13 protein-coding genes and 1 pseudogene are annotated in these 16,863 nt (G+C 54.3%); 10 read left to right on the top strand and 4 right to left on the bottom strand.

Annotated elements, in window-relative coordinates; genetic code table 11:
- Positions 1-36 precede the first annotated feature (36 nt).
- From ACO0LO_RS25805 to ACO0LO_RS25790, 4 genes are all read left to right on the top strand, one after another.
- Positions 37-1,257 (top strand): AmpG family muropeptide MFS transporter, encoded by a 1,221-nt coding sequence (locus ACO0LO_RS25805; protein WP_422968842.1) that lies wholly within the window; start codon positions 37-39, stop codon positions 1,255-1,257.
- Between the two features lie 72 nt (positions 1,258-1,329).
- A complete protein-coding gene (locus ACO0LO_RS25800) occupies positions 1,330-2,238 on the top strand; it encodes a M48 family metallopeptidase (protein ID WP_422968840.1) in 909 nt (302 codons plus the stop codon).
- A 754-nt stretch (positions 2,239-2,992) separates the two neighbouring features.
- On the top strand, positions 2,993-5,425 hold the full coding sequence (locus ACO0LO_RS25795) for a TonB-dependent receptor (RefSeq protein ID WP_422968838.1): 2,433 nt from the start codon (positions 2,993-2,995) through the stop codon (positions 5,423-5,425).
- Positions 5,426-5,570: 145 nt separating this feature from the next.
- Entirely contained in the window at positions 5,571-7,247 is a 1,677-nt protein-coding gene (locus tag ACO0LO_RS25790) for a bifunctional metallophosphatase/5'-nucleotidase (protein ID WP_422968836.1), read from the top strand.
- A gap of 71 nt (positions 7,248-7,318) precedes the next feature.
- On the opposite strand, the gene pobA is transcribed toward ACO0LO_RS25790, so the two are convergent.
- The 3 genes from pobA to pcaH form a co-directional block, all read right to left on the bottom strand.
- Positions 7,319-8,494 carry a 4-hydroxybenzoate 3-monooxygenase gene (pobA, locus tag ACO0LO_RS25785; RefSeq protein ID WP_422968834.1) on the bottom strand — a complete coding sequence of 392 codons (1,176 nt, stop codon included), beginning with the start codon at positions 8,492-8,494 and terminating at the stop codon, positions 7,319-7,321.
- An 82-nt stretch (positions 8,495-8,576) separates the two neighbouring features.
- The gene (gene pcaG / locus ACO0LO_RS25780) at positions 8,577-9,164 is read right to left on the bottom strand and encodes a protocatechuate 3,4-dioxygenase subunit alpha (RefSeq protein WP_422968832.1); all 588 of its coding nucleotides are present in this window, start codon (positions 9,162-9,164) and stop codon (positions 8,577-8,579) included.
- A 9-nt stretch (positions 9,165-9,173) separates the two neighbouring features.
- Entirely contained in the window at positions 9,174-9,884 is a 711-nt protein-coding gene (gene pcaH, locus ACO0LO_RS25775; protein WP_422968830.1) for a protocatechuate 3,4-dioxygenase subunit beta, read from the bottom strand.
- Between the two features lie 123 nt (positions 9,885-10,007).
- Here pcaH and pcaQ point away from each other — a divergent pair, with 123 nt between their 5' ends.
- Complete coding sequence (pcaQ, locus tag ACO0LO_RS25770; RefSeq protein WP_422968828.1) at positions 10,008-10,937, top strand: pca operon transcription factor PcaQ; 930 nt, start codon at positions 10,008-10,010, stop codon at positions 10,935-10,937.
- A gap of 39 nt (positions 10,938-10,976) precedes the next feature.
- Here the strand turns inward: pcaQ and ACO0LO_RS25765 are convergent, their stop codons facing one another.
- Positions 10,977-11,759, bottom strand: coding sequence for an exodeoxyribonuclease III (locus ACO0LO_RS25765; protein ID WP_422968826.1), 783 nt, complete (start codon positions 11,757-11,759; stop codon positions 10,977-10,979).
- A 119-nt stretch (positions 11,760-11,878) separates the two neighbouring features.
- On the opposite strand from ACO0LO_RS25765, the gene ACO0LO_RS25760 reads away from it, so the two are divergent.
- From ACO0LO_RS25760 to ACO0LO_RS25740, 5 genes and pseudogenes are all read left to right on the top strand, one after another.
- Positions 11,879-12,235: a hypothetical protein gene (locus tag ACO0LO_RS25760; protein WP_422968824.1), complete on the top strand. Its 357-nt coding sequence runs from the start codon at positions 11,879-11,881 to the stop codon at positions 12,233-12,235.
- A gap of 265 nt (positions 12,236-12,500) precedes the next feature.
- A pseudogene (locus tag ACO0LO_RS25755) lies at positions 12,501-13,049 on the top strand (glycosyltransferase); the annotation flags it as partial.
- 123 nt (positions 13,050-13,172) lie between these two features.
- Positions 13,173-15,554 carry a glycosyltransferase gene (locus ACO0LO_RS25750; RefSeq protein WP_422969008.1) on the top strand — a complete coding sequence of 794 codons (2,382 nt, stop codon included), beginning with the start codon at positions 13,173-13,175 and terminating at the stop codon, positions 15,552-15,554.
- A 135-nt stretch (positions 15,555-15,689) separates the two neighbouring features.
- Positions 15,690-16,355: an orotate phosphoribosyltransferase gene (gene pyrE / locus ACO0LO_RS25745; protein WP_422968822.1), complete on the top strand. Its 666-nt coding sequence runs from the start codon at positions 15,690-15,692 to the stop codon at positions 16,353-16,355.
- Positions 16,356-16,781: 426 nt separating this feature from the next.
- Positions 16,782-16,863 (top strand): GDP-mannose 4,6-dehydratase (locus tag ACO0LO_RS25740; RefSeq protein ID WP_422969006.1); only part of this gene is annotated, 82 nt, incomplete at its 3' end.

The raw sequence follows: 16,863 nt of genomic DNA, 5'->3' as shown, positions 1-16,863 counted from the left end.
TTCGTGACGCCTCTTACCGCCAGTTGGCATAGTTATATGAACCGGCGCATGCTGACGCTGGTGTTCCTCGGCTTCAGCTCCGGCCTGCCTTTGTTCATCCTGCTGAATTTGCTGCAGGCCTGGCTGGCCAAATCCGGTCTGGATGTGAAAGCACTGGGCCTGTTTGCGCTGGTGATGATTCCCTACACTTGGAAATTCCTTTGGTCGCCGCTGATGGACAGGTTCAGCCTTGGCCGCCTGGGGCGGCGTCGCGGCTGGATGGCGTTGACACAGGCCGGGCTTTTCCTGGTCATAGGCTGTATGGGCATGCTGAATCCGGTTACCCAGGTGCAGCTGGTGATCGTGGCCGCGGTGGCAGTGGCTTTTTTATCCGCCAGCCAGGATATTGTTATCGATGCCTACAGCCGTGAGATACTGGCCGACAATGAGCAAGGGCTGGGCGCAGCAGTAAAAGTGAATGCCTATAAGGTGGCCGGCATGGTACCCGGTGCGCTATCGCTGATCCTCGCAGATTTCCTGCCCTGGCAATCGGTATTCTGGATCACCGCCGCCTTCATGCTGCCGGGGCTGGTGTGTACCTTACTGGTCAACGAGCCTGCAGTCTACGGTGCTCCGCCTAAAACCCTGGAGCAGGCGGTGGTGCTGCCTTTCCGCGAATTCATTTCGCGCGATGGATGGGCGCGCGCACTATGGATACTGGGGTTTATTTTCTTGTACCGCCTGGGTGACAGCATGGCGGCTACCCTTGCCACCAAGTTTTTTCTCGACCTGGGGTTCCCACTGACGCAGATCGGCGTTGTTGCCAAGCTGACGCTTTTCTGGGGCAGTATTGCAGGCGGCATTGTCGGCGGCATTTTCATGATACGGCTGGGCATCAATCGTGGGCTGTGGATATTCGGCGCCATCCAGGGCACGACCTCGCTGGGGTTTGCCTTGCTGGCGCATGCAGGACCTAACCCGCTTTTTCTCGGGCTGGCTGTTGGTTTTGAGGCGTTTGGCGTCGGCCTAGGCACTGCAGCGCTGGTGGCTTTTATTGCCCGCACCTCGGATCCTCGTTATACGGCAACCCAGTACGCGCTGTTTTCCAGTCTGGCAGCGGTGCCGCGCACGCTTGCTGCCTCATCAGTGGGGTATATCGTTGCCGAGACCGGCTGGTTCCATTTTTTCCTGATCTGTTTTGCGTTGGCGATCCCGGGTATGCTGTTGCTGTTCAAGGTCGCACCGTGGAATGAGCCGGAGCCCTCTGTCGGGTTGTAAATCCGGTGCAGTGCAGGGGTTTATATTCGCGGCGGTGCCGCTATATTCCATTTACATCCTTATCTATTTGCCATGAAACGACGCTTCGCTCCCCTGATGATTGCTGTTTCGCTTACGGCCGGGCTGGCACCCGCTGCGGGTCTGGCCCAAGGCGCCGGTGCACCTCCGGTGCAGGACGGCGTCAAGGTGGGGGAAATGTCTTTCATGCGCAAGTTTGCGCCTACCGGCGCGCTGGAGAAGCAGGCTGCGCAGCAGTATGCGCAGACCATGCAGATGGCGCAAGAAAAGAAAGCATTGGGGCCGGATAACCATCCGCAAGTGATACGCCTGCGAGCGATTGCGAAAAAATTGATTCCCTATGCCTTGCGTTGGAATGAGCGCGCCAAGGACTGGAAGTGGGAAGTCAACTTGCTGGGTTCAAACCAGGTCAACGCCTATTGCATGCCGGGAGGGAAAATTGCGTTCTACACCGGTATCCTGACGCAGCTGAAGCTGACCGATGATGAGGTGGCGATTGTCATGGGTCATGAAATAGCCCACGCGCTGCGCGAACACGGCGCCGAGCGTGCCGGCAAGGCCGCGGCTGCCAATCTGGGGATCAGGGCATTGGAACTGTTTGCAGGCGCCAAGGGATATGATCCCAATCTGGCAGGCGCAGCAGGCGGCATGGTGGCCAAGGGTGTGATGCTGAAGTTCTCCCGCGACGATGAAACCGAAGCTGATGTGGTCGGTCTGGATATCGCTGCCCGGGCCGGTTTTGATCCCAGGGCCGGCGTTGCGCTGTGGGAGAAAATGGCCCTGATCAACAAGCAGTCTCCGCCGCAATGGCTTTCCACCCATCCTGCAGGCCCTACTCGCATTGCAGAGATACGGCGTCACTTCCCTGAGGTGTTGCCCTTGTATGCGAAGGCCAGGGGGCTCAATCTGCATGCTTTGCCGGCTTACCGCACAAACGTCGCCGAAATTGGACCAGTCAATTAAGTTTGCGACATACCATCGATCTGTTGTTATAAAAAAATGTTTTTCCTTGAACTTATTAGAGTATTTACTCTAATAATGAATTGCGACATTTTTCGATACAAATCAGATTATGACAATTGTGTGACATTGCAGTGCAAAAGATGTCGCACTATATTGGTGCAATACTCACAATTCGTCTGCTGTTATATGAAAATATCATGCCCTTTTTTGGTTAAAAAAGGGCGGCCCTCTTCTCTCAATGTTCAACTGCTGTTGTCTCCTGAAAAAGACACTGTCCTTTCCTTGCCTTGATCTTCGATAAATTTCGAGGCATATTCCCCAAATACCAAGAAAAACGGCGTCAGAATTGCAAATTTTGTGGTTTTGTTGCTTTTTGAACCTTGTCATCAAGAATTCATAAATCGTTGTCACACTCTGCGGGTTTTTGCTTCATGACTGAATTCCAGCCCGTCAAACTGAAACTTAATTGTGTAAATTTTTTTACTTGTTTCTGGTTTGGATGTAAAGCAATCGATTGCGTAATATTGATTTAATTGTCACTTACCGTATTTATGACAAAAGCAATCGTTTGCGTATTTGAGGTAGATCATCGTCATGAAGGCGTAACAAGACCTGACGAAGATATTTCGTAAGTATTTGTAATATTTTTCGCGTCATCTTGCAGTGCAGTACCCGCCGGTGAAGCAACCCGATTTCGTGCACGTCAGAAATTTTATATTCCAGCATTATCAGACATAAACCACTAGGAGCAGTAATGAAGAAATCAGGACAATTTTCGCCACTACCGACACGATTGTCGGTTCTGGCAATTGCATGCCAGCTGGTATGCCTGGGCATGTCAGCCAGCGCATTTGCGCAGACAGCCCCTGCTGCAGAAGCAAAGCAATCTGCTGATTCCACGGACAGTAATGACGTATCCCGCGTCACCATTACCGGCAACAAAGTCGGTAACGGTTTGATGGTGCAGGAAGACATTCCTAAAGCGCGTAGTACCGTGACGCGTGAAGAGCTGCTGAAGCAGCGCCCAACCGGCAACGCTTACCAGGCAATGGACTTGCTGCCAGGTGTGAACAGCTATAACTACGACGCGACCGGCTTGTTCGGCGGCGGTTTGACACTGCGCGGCTTTAACAGCGACCAGATCGGCGTAACGATCAACGGTGTGCCAGTCAACGATTCCGGCAGCTTTAGTGTTTTCCCACAAGAATTCGTGGATCAGGAAAATATCTGCTCCAACTATGTCACACAAGGCTCCACTGACGTTGACTCTCCACAGGTTGGCGCAACCGGCGGTAACATCGGCCTGATCACTTGCGATCCTGAAAAAGAACGCCGCATCCGCGTAATGCAGACTTTCGGTCAGCTGGACATGTACAAGACCTTTGTCCGTTATGACACAGGCCTGTTGGCCGACGGCCGTACCCGCCTGTTCATTTCCGCATCGCATGCCCGCAGCGATAAATGGAAGGGCCCAGGCCAGGCGCAGCGTAACCACATGGATCTTGGTGGCCGCATCGACTTTGACCGCTTCAACTACATCAACGGCAATCTGTTGTTGAACAGCGCGGTGAACAATAACATCGGTACTTCCAGCGTTGCGCAGATCAACCAGTTCGGCTACAACTACGATTTCTCAAATACCTTTACACCAGGCCATCTGACGCCAGTCAAGGGTACTGCACAGAACGAAACGGGTCCTAGCCCGCAATACTACAAACTGGCAACCAATCCGTTCCAGAATGCGATTGCATCCGCAACCGGCCAGTTCCGTCTGAACGATAATACCGACATCAAAGTCACACCTTACTTCTGGTACGGCTACGGTACAGGCGGCGTCCAGCAAAAAGCGGTTTCTGAAAGTGGCTTCCTGAACAACGGCAAGCTGACAGGCGGCGTTGACCTGAACGGCGACGGCGATACACTGGACAAAATCCTGGTGTCCGGCAGCAGCGTGACACGTACACAGCGTCCTGGTATTACTGCATCCATGACTTACACACTGGGCAACAACACGATCCTGGCAGGTTTCTGGTACGAGCGCGCGACGCATCGTCAAACCGGTCCTATCGTGCCAGTTGATGCTTCCGGCAATCCTGCCGACGTATGGCTGCGCGATGACAACATCCTGCGTCCAGATGGCACTCCATACGAATCCCGTGACTGGAAAACGATCAGCACTGCATGGCAGGTATTCGTGCAGGACACAGTCAGCATGATGAACGACAAGCTGAAAGTCAACGTTGGCCTGCGTACACCGCACGTTAAACGTGACTTCACCAACTATGGCAACGAAGGCGGTACAACAGCCAACTTCACCTCCACTTACAGTGTTTCCGCATCCGTCAATGACGTGTTGCCGCAACTGGGTGCGCGCTATCAGATCGATGCGTCCAACCAGCTGTACGCCAGCCTGGCCAAGAACATGAAGGCGCCGGCAAACTTCGCCTACGCTCCTACCAGCGGCAACGTCCAGTTTGTGAATGGTGTTGCACAGGTGACAGGCGCCGTTCAGCCAGAAACTTCGTGGAACTTGGACATGGGCTATCGCTATCAGACAGACGCGATTTCGGCACAGTTTGACGTGTTTAATGTAGATTACAAAAATCGTCAAGCCAACTACTACGATAACATCACCGGAAACACGATCTACACGAATGCAGGTCACGTGACTAACCGCGGTTTTGAAATCGAAGTCGGTAATACGCCTATCAACGGCTGGTCTGTGTATGGTTCGATCAGCAACACCAATAGCGAAATCAAAGACAACCTGCAAATCAACAAGCCGACAGCAACAGCATCCGGTTTGCTGCCGACAGCAGGCAAGGACTTTGCTCTGACGCCACAGTGGAAATATGGCGCCAGCGTTGAATACACAACAGGTGCGTTCTACGGCCGTCTGAAAGCGAAACATACGAGCGCTCAATACGCTACCCTGATGAACGATGAACTGGTTCCAGGCTACAACGTAGTGGACTTCGATGCAGGTTACCAGTTCCCTAACTGGGGCATGATGAAGAAGCCGACTATCCGTCTGAACGTCAGCAACATCTTCAACGAGCAATATCGTAACCCATCGTCCGCCACGACGAACAACGCGAAAGCCATCAATGGCGTGAACGCAAGCACCGTGTTCTACTACCTCGGCGCTCCTCGTTTCACATCGGTGACCTTGTCTGCCGATTTCTAACAGGCGATAGCATGCAGCCGTTCCCTGTAACGGCTGCAAGAAGCTTGTAAAGTAGGGGCCTGCAACAACAGTCATCGTTGTTGCAGGCCGTTTTCATTGCAGCCACCGTTTTTTCCAGCGCCCATCCTCTCCTACACCAGATACCATGATCATGCGAAATTTTTCACTTCTGACGCCGCTGCTTGCACTGGCGCTGCTGGCTTCCTGCGCCACACCTGAAAAACAGACTGGCATCGCGGAAATAACCATTTTCAGCATCAATGATTTCCACGGCCATGTGCAGTCGGATCATCCGGTACCATATATGGATCAGCAGGAGGATGCAGCGCATCCGGGCAAAAAGACGGACGTGCCCTCCGGCGGTTTCGCCTATCTGGCGACAATGCTGAAACAGCGTCGCAAGGAAGCGCCCGCCAGCATTCTGGTTGGCGCCGGCGACTTGATAGGCGCTTCGCCCGCCGGGTCTTCAATGCTAAAGGACGAGCCGGTGATCGAGGCGATGAACCAGCTGGGCATGGAAGTCAGCTCGGTAGGTAATCATGAATTCGATGCGGGTCAGCAGGAGCTGAGCCGTAAAATCAAGGGCGAATGTCCGGCCGCTGGCTGCAAGTTTCCTGGATTTTCCGGAGCAAAGTTCAGTTACATCGCTGCCAATGTATTGGAAAAAACAACGTCGCAACCGTGGCTGAAGCCCTATGTCATCAAGAAGGTGGGAGACGTCAAGGTAGCCTTTATCGGTGCGGTGACGACCGAGACGCCATCTATTGTTTCGGCCGTGGGCATACAGAACCTGCAGTTCGTCGACGAGGCACAGGCAATCAACCGCTACGTGCCGGAGATTAAACGGCAGAACGTAGCCGCGATCGTGGTGCTGATCCACGAAGGCGCCAATTTCAAGGGCGCTGCCAACGACCCGTCCTACCGTTGCGATGGCTTGCAGGGCCGGATTATCGATATTGCCAATCAGCTGGACCCGGCGATCAGCCTCGTGGTGTCTGCCCATACGCATCAGGCTTATACGTGCAAGATAGGTGGCAAGCTGGTGGTATCTGGCCGTAGCTATGGCTCTTTGCTGACAGAGGTCAAACTGAAGATAGACAGGTCGAGCAATCAGGTAGTAGGGGCATCTGCATATAACTATGCAATTGACCAGCACGTTCTGGCGCCGGACCCCGACGCAAAAAAACTGGTGGACGAGGTTGCCGCACTGACCGATAAAATACGCCAGCGCCCGGTCGCTACGCTGGCGGTTTCACTGAGCAGGACGCACACAGAGCCGTATTCGGACAGCAGCCTCGGGAATGTTATCGCCGACGCGCAACTCAGTTTCGCACGCAGCAGCGGCGGTGCGGATATTGCCTTCATGAATACGGGAGGCGTGCGCAGCGACCTGCAGTCGGTGAATGTCACTTTCGGCGATATCTTTGCGGCACAACCGTTCGGCAACGGCGTGGTCCGCATGAGTCTGAGCGGTGCGCAAATCATGGAGCTGCTGAAGCAGCAGTGGGACGGCCGTCCCGCGGATGACCCAAAAATGATGTGGGTTTCGCATGGATTCAGCTATAACTGGAATGCCGAGGCGCCGATCGAAGCGCGTCTTACCGATGTGCGCCTGAACGGGCAAGCCATCGACCTGGCAAAACAATATGCCGTCGTCGTCAATGGCTTCATGGCGGACGGCGGTGACGGCTACAAGGCATTAAAAGCCGGTACCCAGCGCCAGTTGCTAGGCGGAGACATCGATGCGTTGGAAGCCTATATGGTTGCCAACGGAGCCAATCTGTCCAACGTCGATATGAACAGGATCAAGCGGCTGAAGTAGCCGGATGATAGTGCCGGTCCATCAGGCCGGCAGCCTGCTGCTGCTTCGATTGGATTGATCTACTCCGCTCCTCAATCGCCGAAAGGCAGGCCGACGTAGTTTTCTGCCATTGCGATCTGGGCCGCGCGTGAATTGACCAGGTAGTCAAGCTCGGCTTCCTGGATTTTATGGCCGAAGGCGTCGGTGTTCGGAAAGCGGTGCATCAGCGACGTCATCCACCACGAAAAGCGCTCGGCTTTCCAGATGCGGCGCAGGCATTTTTCAGAATAAGCGTCGATGCCGGCGCTGGTTTTTTCCGCATAGTATTCCATCAGCGCGCGGGACAAATAATGCACATCGCTGGCAGCCAGGTTCAGGCCCTTGGCGCCGGTTGGGGGCACGATATGCGCCGCATCGCCGGCCAGGAACAGGCAGCCGAAGCGCAGGGGTTCTGCGACAAAGCTGCGTAAAGGCGCAACGCTTTTTTCTATCGATGTCCCGGTCACCAGATTTGCCACCGCTTCTTCATCGAGCCTGCGTTTCAGCTCCTCCCAGAAGCGCGCATCGGACCACTCTTCCGCTTTCTCAGTCAACGCGCATTGCAAATAATAGCGGCTGCGCGTAGCGGAACGCATGCTGCACAGTGCGAAACCACGTTCGTGGTTTGCGTAGATCAGTTCATGCGATACGGGCGGGGTATCGGACAGGATGCCCAGCCAGCCGAAAGGGTAGACCCGCTCAAAAGTACGCACCGCGTTTTGAGGGACACTTTGCCGGCTGACACCATGGAAGCCGTCACAGCCTGCGATGAATTCGCAATCGAGTTCTCCCCATTCACCGTTCTTGCGGTAGCGTACTTTCGGCGACGTGCTGTCGAAGTCGTGCAAGCTGACGGATTCAGCTTCGTAGATGATTCTGGCGCCCGACTCGTCGCGCGCATTCATCAGGTCACGGGTGACTTCGGTCTGACCGTAGACAGTGACGGTCTTGCCGATCAGTTCCTTGAAATTAATGCGGTGGCGCCTGCCGCCGAAGCATAGTTCCGCTCCGTCGTGGACCAGGCCTTCCTCGTGCAGGCGGCGGCTGACGCCGGCTTCATCCAGCATGTCTACCGTGCCTTGTTCCAGCACGCCTGCACGTATGCGGCCCAGCACATAGTCGCGGCTGCGCTGTTCGAGAATGACGTTGTCTATGCCGGCTTTATGAAGCAACTGGCCTAGCAACAGGCCGGCCGGGCCGGCGCCTATGATGGCTACTTGGGTACGCATGGCAGGTGGTCTCTATATATATTTGTTTTTACTCGGTGAGGCGGTAATGCTGGCGTTGACAGGTGCCTTGTCTTGCGTAGTTTTATACGTCAAAGAACACGGTTTCGTCTTGCCCCTGCATCTGTATATCAAAACGGTAAACGACAGTACCGGCTTGCTGCTCTCGCTTGGCGATCAGCGTGTAGCGGCGGTCTGCGGGCACTGAGTTCAGGATGTCGTCTTCGCTGTTGGCGCTAGCTTCATCGTCAAAATACAGCCGGGTATAGGCATGCACCAGCAGGCCACGCATGAAGACGATGATGTTGATGTGCGGGGCCTCGCCGGGAGTTGGGGCGCCGGGTTTGACGGTGTGCAGCGTATAGCGCTGTTGTGCGTCGGTGCCGGTGCCTATGCGTGCGTAGCCGGTGAAGCCGGTGGCGACGATTTCCTCGGTGCCTGCGATATAGCGGCCATCTGCGTCTGCTTGCAAGAACTCCAGCATGGCATCGCCTACCGATTTGCCTGCTCCGTCCAGGACCTGGCCTATTATCTGTATATGCTCACCCTTCGCACTGTTGTCCGCGATGACAGCGTCGAAGATGCTGGGCATGTCGTAATTGTATTGCTGGGGCGTCAGGCCGTAGGCGAAATAGGGGCCTACCGTCTGGGAGGGTGTCTGTTTGAGTGTCATGTTCTGCTCCTAGCGCGTTTCCATCGGGGTCTGGCGCTCGCCGCGCAGGACAATATCAAATTCATAGCCGAGTGCGAAGTCGGGTTCCGTGACATCCAGCGTGAAGCGGGAGACCAGCAACGCCCGCACGTTTTCGGGAGTGCCCTGGTAGATGGGGTCGAATGCCAGCAGCGGGTCGCCAGGGAAATACATCTGCGTCACCAGGCGTGTCGCAAAGTACTGGCCGAACAAAGAGAAATGGATGTGGTTAGGGCGCCAGGCATTTGGATGGTTGCCCCAGGGGTAAGCGCCGGGCTTGATGGTCAGAAAGCGGTAGCGGCCATCCTTGTCGGTCATGCAGCGGCCTGCACCCAGGAAGTTGGGATCCAGTGGCGCCTGATGCTGGTCCACCTTGTGTACGTAACGACCGGCGGCATTCGCCTGCCATAGTTCTACCAGCGTATGTGGCACGGGCCTGCCGTTTTCATCCAGCACTCGGCCGGTGACGATGATGCGTTCGCCGATGGGTTCGCCATTGCGTACCGCATTGCGGGTCAGGTCATGATCCAGCGCCGAAATCGCGTCATGTCCGTATACCGGGGCGCGCAGGTTCTGCATGCTGGCTTTTGCCGGAAGCAGGGGGCGAGTCGGACCGCGCAAGGTCGTCGATTTGTATTCCCTGGACAGGTAGGCGGGATGTGCTTCCCAGTCGCGTGGGTTAAGCAGAGTAGGTTCAGGCAAGATAATCTCCATGCTGTTATTGGCTTATGAAGGCACTATATACCTGAGGGAATATGGGTACAATTGATCAATTTTCAGGTTATCCATAACTAACAGTAATGGAATGTCAAAGGCTTATAGCGTATGGACGGCAGAATCAAACTCAGGCATTTGCAATGTTTTTTGGCGGTGATGCAGCATCAAAGCTTGCAGAAAGCCGCAGATGCTATGTCAGTCACGCAGCCGGCAGTGTCCAAGACAATTGCCGAAATGGAGCAGATCATGGGAGTGCGGCTTTTTGAGCGCGGCCGCAATGGCGCCAGGCCGACCGATAAGGCGGAATTGTTCTGGCGCTACGCCGGCGCCACAGTCAGTACGCTGCGCCAAGGCATGGAAGTGTTGTCCGGCGGTGGCCGTGCGGAAGGCGCCGGCGGGGGCACGATCAGGCTGGGGGTGTTGCCCACAGTGGCGCCGTCGCTGATCCCACAGGCCATGCAGCTGTTCCAGCAGCATTGGAGCAACGTGGTTGTCAAGATCACATCCGGCCTGAATGCGGAACTAATGCAGAAGTTAAAGGCGCAGGAACTGGACCTGGTCATCGGGCGCCTGTCGGAGCCGGACAGCATGATGGGACTGACGTTTGAACACCTGTTCGCCGACAAGTTATCGATCATCGTGCGCGCCGGCCATCCATTGCTGGCCCTGCCCACGTTGTCAGTCGAGCACATCACCGCATACAGCTTATTACTACCGCCGGTCAACACGGTGATCCGCAACGCTGCCGATAGCTTCCTGACCGCGCATGGCGTCGGTAATCCTAAGGCGTATATTGAGGTGCTATCGGTGTCTCTCGGTAGGGAGCTGGTGCTGCGCAACGATGCGGTGTGGTTCGTGCCAACCAGCGCAGTCAGGCTGGATCTGGAGAACGGCATCCTGCGCAGCTTGCCTTTTTCCATGGCAGGTTCTGAACAAATGGTCGGTCTGGCTTTGTCGAATGCCGTGCTGCCTTCGCCGATCACTCAGGCGATGATACATGCGATACGGGAGATTGCTGCGCGCCAGCACGCGCCTTAAGGGGATGCCATGGATATTGCGCTTGCTGGTATCGTCCGCTTACAGCGTATGCAGATATTCGATAATCAGCGGGGCATGGTCGGAAAAACGCTGCTCTTTATAGATGTAGCTCTTGCTCGCTTTTTCAGCAATGCCCGCCGTTGCGACATGATAGTCGATGCGCCACCCTACATTGTTGGCCCAGGCTTGGCCGCGGTTGCTCCACCATGTATAAGCATCTCCCGTCGTTTCCGGATAAAGCCTGCGGTACACATCAACCCAGCCCAGTTCCTCGAAGATGCGTGTCATCCACGCGCGCTCTTCCGGCAGGAAGCCTGAATTCTTCTGATTGCTCTTCCAGTTTTTGAGGTCGATTTCCTTATGCGCGATATTCCAGTCGCCGCAAATGACCAGTTCCCGGCCTTCTGCCTGCAGGGCGATCAGGTGCGGCAGGAATAGCTCCATGAAGCGGAACTTTGCTTCCTGGCGTTCCGGGGAAGAAGAGCCTGAAGGGCAGTACACTGAAATGATGGTCAGCTTGCCGAAGTCACAGCGCACATAGCGGCCCTCGGCATCGAACTCAGGGCTGCCAAAGCCTATATAGACGGCATCGGGCTTGGCTTTGCTATAAATGCCTGTGCCGGAGTAGCCTTTTTTCTCCGCGTAGTGGAAATTACCGTGGTAACCCGCAGGATTCAGGAAGTCCTCCGTCATATCGGCTGCCTGCGCCTTCAGTTCCTGCACGCAGATAAAGTCGGCGGATTCTTTTGCCATCCATTCGAAGAAGCCTTTTTTTGCGGCTGAACGTATGCCGTTCAGGTTGGCGGAGATGATTTTGGTCATGAAATTTCTAATCGGTTAATTATCGAAAAAGCATAACAGAAACCAAGGGTGTGTGAGCTTCCTTACCAGCATTATCCTGAATCGCCTTTGTGCCTAGGACCGAAACGCAAGGTACATTCATGACAAATCCAGACAAGTTCTTACAAGCTCTTACCAGCAATTACAAGTTCGGCTTGGCATTTGGTTTATACTTTGGCATATTGCCAACGCTATCCGCCGTTTTGGCTGGACTCTATTTGTTTCTTCAGGTCGCGTTGCGACGAGCGGAATGGGCTCCCCAAAAATCAAACTCTGCAACTTATTTGCAATCTAATGACAGAAGAACAAATGCGAGAACAGCTCAACGCTGTTTACTCCAGTACATCATGGAAATTGACAGCCCCGTTGCGCTATTGCGCCAGGCTTTTCAGGCCGGACCACTTTTCCGTCGCTACTGCACGCCGCCTGCTATTCACACTACTTCGAGGCTTTGGTAAACTACCGCTGGTCCGCAAGTCAGGTGCACAGATATTGAAAGTATTTCCCGGTGTACGCAGCCGGGTGCGGAACGTGATTTTGGCCAGGGATGTGAATGCCCTTGTGCCTGCAGTAGCCGAGCAGGCGATACCCGAAGAACAAAGCAGTCTGTCACCATCTGCGAGAGCGATCCTAGCGGAGCTGCAGACGGCGATACGTCATATCCCTCGGTAAGCGCCTGTTTACACTGGCGCCTACCCATTATCCATTTCTTCGTCCCTATCCATGCGTATTGTTATTGATTTACAGGCTTGCCAGTCAACCGGCAGCCGCACTCGCGGCATAGGCCGATATTCCCTTTCATTGGCCAAGGCCATGGCCGCCAACGCTGGTCGCCATGAATGTAAATTGATGCTGAGCGGATTGTTTCCCGACACGATACAGCCTTTGCGGCAGGAGTTTGCCGGACTCGTTCCTCATGAACACATCCATGTCTGGCATGCTCCGGGGCCTGTTGCTGAATTGGGCGAGGACAATCGCTGGCGCCGGCATGCGGGCGAACTGATCAGGGAGCAGGCGCTTGCCGAACTGCGCCCGGATATCGTACATGTCAGCAGCCTGTTTGAGGGACTGACTGACGATGCACTGACCAGCATAGGCAATTCCGGGGAGATCATGCCGACCGCAGTGACGCTGTATGACTTGATTCCCTTGATTAATGCCCGTCATTACCTGGCAGGCACCCAAGTGCGGGAATGGTACTACCGGAAACTGCAGGCGCTGAAAAATGCCGATTTGCTGCTGGCAATTTCACAATCGTCGCGTCAGGAAAGCCTGGAGTGGCTGCAATTGCCGGAACACCGGGTAGTGAATATTTCTTCTGCGGTGGATGAACGCTTTCAGGTAATCCAGGGCTCGCCGGACCAGGTGCAAGGCTTGCGCCGGCGTTATGGATTGGTGCGCCCATTTGTGATGTACACCGGCGGCATCGACTTGCGCAAGAATATCGAGGCGCTGATACGCGCTTATGCCGGGCTGCCAGAGGGCTTGCGCAGGCAACATCAATTGGCGATCATATGCAGTGTGCAGCCTGCCGACCGGGAGCGCCTGCAAAATCTGGCGGAGCAAGCCGGGCTGGGACGGGATGACATGATCTTGACCGGCTTTGTGCCGGACGAAGATTTACCCTTGCTGTATAACATGTGCAAGCTGTTTGTTTTTCCTTCCTGGCACGAAGGCTTCGGCTTGCCTGCGCTGGAGGCAATGGCTTGCGGTGCGCCGGTTATTGCGGCCAACACCAGCAGCCTGCCTGAAGTGGTTGGACGAAAGGACGCCTTATTTGATCCGCGTAATGAAACGGAGATTTCCGCCAAAATTTATCAGGCCCTTAGCGACCAGGACTGGAGCAGCAGTTTGCGGGAACACGGCCTGCAGCAGGCCAGAAAATTTTCCTGGGATGCGTCCGCCAAATCTGCCATTGCTGCCCTTGAAGATCAGCATGAGCGCAGCCAGCAAGCTTTCCGGACGACGGTCGCGACCAGATCGCTGACGCAAAGAAAACCTAAACTCGCCTATTTCTCACCTTTGCCGCCAGAACGTTCCGGCATTGCTGATTACAGTGCGGAGTTACTGCCGGAGCTATCGAGCTACTATGACATTACGGTGATTGTTGACCAGGAGCAGACTGATGAACCCTGGCTGGCAGCGAACTTCCCGTTGCGAAGCTGGCAGTGGTTTGATGTGCATGCCGGCAGCTTTGAGCGGGTAGTGTACAACTTCGGGAATTCTGCTTTTCATAACCATATGTTTGACATGCTGGAACGTCATCCTGGCGTGGTGGTGCTGCACGATTTCTTCCTGAGCGGCATTGTGGCGCATCTGGAAATGACCGGCGAGCGGCCCGGCAACTGGTCTCGGGCGCTATATGAATCACATGGCTATGCGGCGTTAATCCATAGGCAGCAGGTCACCAATGCGAACGAAAGTATCTGGAAATTTCCATGCAATCTTCCGGTTATCCGTCGCGCGGAGGGCGTCATTGTGCATTCCGACTATTCGATGCAATTGGCGCGCCATTGGTATGGACCTGCCGTGACCGAAAATTGGTCAAGGATTCCGCATTTGCATCGGATGGCCTGCGGGGTGGACAAACAGGCGGCGCGCAAGCAACTGCAGCTGAATGACAATGATTTTCTGCTGTGTTCTTTCGGCTTGCTTGGTCATCCCAAATTGAATCATCGCCTGCTGGAAGCCTGGCTGGCATCGCCGTTGGCTGCCGATGCGCAGTGTCATTTGGTGTTTGTAGGGCAAAACGACAATGGTGGGTATGGCGCGCAGTTGTTATCCCTGATCGAGGGTAGTGAACATGGCAAACGCATCACCATTACCGGGTTTGCTGATGCAGAACTGTTCCGAACGTACTTGGCAGCGGCCGATGCCGCAGTGCAGTTGCGCGGTTTGTCGCGCGGTGAGACTTCATATGCGGTGCTGGATTGCATGACTTATGGGCTACCCTGCATTGTCAACGAGAACGGCTCTATGAAAGAATTGCCGGCGCACGCTTTGCTCAAGCTGGCGGACGATTTTCCGGACGAGATTCTTCAACAAAATTTGGTGAATCTGCGAAATGATGCAGCGCTACGGAAAAACCTCGGTGCTGCGGCTCGCGAACATATCCGGCAGTACCATGCGCCTGATCGCATTGCCGAACGATATTTCGACGCAATAGAGGGCTTTTTTGAGAGAGAGCCCTCGACCAAATTGCATAGGACTCTACGCAAGATTGCAGGGATAGGCGCGGCGACGAAACCCGTCGAGCCGGATCTTGTTGCAGTGGCTCACTGCCTGTCAATCAATGCCCGGCCAAGTTTTAGCCGGCAGCTTTTGCTGGACATCGGTTTCATTGCCAAAACAACAGAGAAAATGTCCGTTTCGAACAAGGCAACTGGAAAGACTGATATCAGGAGCCGCTTGGCTGCGCTTGTTGCTGCGCTGGCCATAGAGCCACCTGAAGGTTACCGGCTGGAGCCTGTGATGATGACCAAGTCTGGTTGGCGGTATGCCCGGCGGCTCAGTTGTGAATTGCTGGGTCTGACCGATGTCAGCCTGGATGACGATGTGGTTGACACCGGGAATGGCGATGTCTATGTCAGCATTGAAGGTCTGACGGAAAGCAGCGCAGACCAGGTGGCGTTGTTGAACAGGCTGGCCAACGAGGGGGTTTCACTGCGCACTCTGGACCTGGCTGGCGATACTGCCGGAAACGCACAGGTCAGCATGCATTCGCAAATTGCCGCGCTGAGCAGCTTAGTGAGTTTTCCTGACCAAGTCTTGATGTGAGCGCATTTCCTCTGAGCTGCCTTGAGGGAAGTAGTCTTTTGGCTTACATGCTGCGGCGTGTTATTCTGTACATGATGTGCATAAAACTGCAGTTTGAGCGATGAACAAATAGATAAGTATGAAGATGAGGGTATTTTGAATAATTTAAGGCAACAATTCATTGAATTTTCTGTGCAGTCTGGCGTAATTCGTTTCGGTGATTTTGTGACCAAGGCTGGCCGCAATTCGCCTTATTTTTTCAATGCGGGCTTATTCAATGACGGTGCAAACCTGGGTCGGCTTGCCTCGTTCTATGCGCAGACACTGATGGAGGCGGGGATCGAGTATGACATGCTGTTTGGCCCCGCGTACAAGGGCATTACGCTGGCCTCAGCCACTGCAGTAGCCCTGGCGGCCAAGGGACATAATGTGCCTTTTGCCTTTAACCGCAAGGAAGCCAAGGACCATGGCGAAGGCGGAACGATAGTTGGCGCCAGGCTGCAAGGCAAAGTTGTCATCATTGATGATGTCATTTCTGCCGGCACCTCCGTACGGGAATCGGTGGAAATGATACGCGCAGCGGGCGCTACTCCCTGCGCGGTGTTGATAGCACTGGACAGGATGGAGCGTTCCGGCAAAGACGGTGCGTTATCCGCAAAATCGGCCGTCCAGGAGGTGAGCGACACCTATGGGATGCCGGTCATCTCCATCGGTAACCTGAATGACTTGTTTGACTATTTGTCGACGGGAGGCGCGGATGCACCGTTAGCGCAACATAAGGATGCAGTGTCGGCTTATCGTCAACGTTATGGCGCAATCTAGGTCAAGCGACCCTGCCCACTGCCAAAGGTGTAATTAAAATGGGTTACATCCTGTTGCATTAATCTACCAGTGTAGATAAGGGGCATTGTATACTACATAAGCGTTCATTATGTGATGCATGTCACAGTCAAGCGGTTCCGGTACGGTCACTATTTGCTTGTGCAATGAATAATAAAAAGGGCTGTTGCAAAATTAGATTGGGCGCGAATTTCATATGAATGTGGTGCGCCAGCCAGTTTTACAACACCCTTCCTTTACATTCGTCCGATGCCGGAGTGGTTGGCGTTCCAATAAGCAACGCCGTATAGCTTGATGATGTAGCGCAATATAACTCCATAAGACAAAATTAAAGTCGACAGAAAACCGAAATTTTGTCAGCACCAAATTCAAAAAAAAAGTAATTCGCGCAAGCGAAGAGGTTAGTAGATGAGTAAAAAAGCATTAATCACCGGAATCACAGGACAGGATGGCGCGTATCTGTCCGAATTGCTGTTAAGCAAAGGCTACA

Origin of the sequence: Undibacterium sp. TJN25 (genome assembly GCF_049339885.1) — a bacterium.
GTDB lineage: Bacteria > Pseudomonadota > Gammaproteobacteria > Burkholderiales > Burkholderiaceae_D > Undibacterium.
Note: the sequence above shows the minus strand (reverse complement) of the source record. Positions and strands in the feature narration are given on the sequence as shown.

Coding starts and splice junctions, on each gene's coding strand:
- ACO0LO_RS25805 (WP_422968842.1), top strand. CDS start 37: ATGAACCGGCGCATGCTGACGCTGGTGTTCCTCGGCTTCAGCTCCGGC.
- ACO0LO_RS25800 (WP_422968840.1), top strand. CDS start 1,330: ATGAAACGACGCTTCGCTCCCCTGATGATTGCTGTTTCGCTTACGGCC.
- ACO0LO_RS25795 (WP_422968838.1), top strand. CDS start 2,993: ATGAAGAAATCAGGACAATTTTCGCCACTACCGACACGATTGTCGGTT.
- ACO0LO_RS25790 (WP_422968836.1), top strand. CDS start 5,571: ATGATCATGCGAAATTTTTCACTTCTGACGCCGCTGCTTGCACTGGCG.
- pobA (WP_422968834.1), bottom strand. CDS start 8,494: ATGCGTACCCAAGTAGCCATCATAGGCGCCGGCCCGGCCGGCCTGTTG.
- pcaG (WP_422968832.1), bottom strand. CDS start 9,164: ATGACACTCAAACAGACACCCTCCCAGACGGTAGGCCCCTATTTCGCC.
- pcaQ (WP_422968828.1), top strand. CDS start 10,008: ATGGACGGCAGAATCAAACTCAGGCATTTGCAATGTTTTTTGGCGGTG.
- ACO0LO_RS25765 (WP_422968826.1), bottom strand. CDS start 11,759: ATGACCAAAATCATCTCCGCCAACCTGAACGGCATACGTTCAGCCGCA.
- ACO0LO_RS25760 (WP_422968824.1), top strand. CDS start 11,879: ATGACAAATCCAGACAAGTTCTTACAAGCTCTTACCAGCAATTACAAG.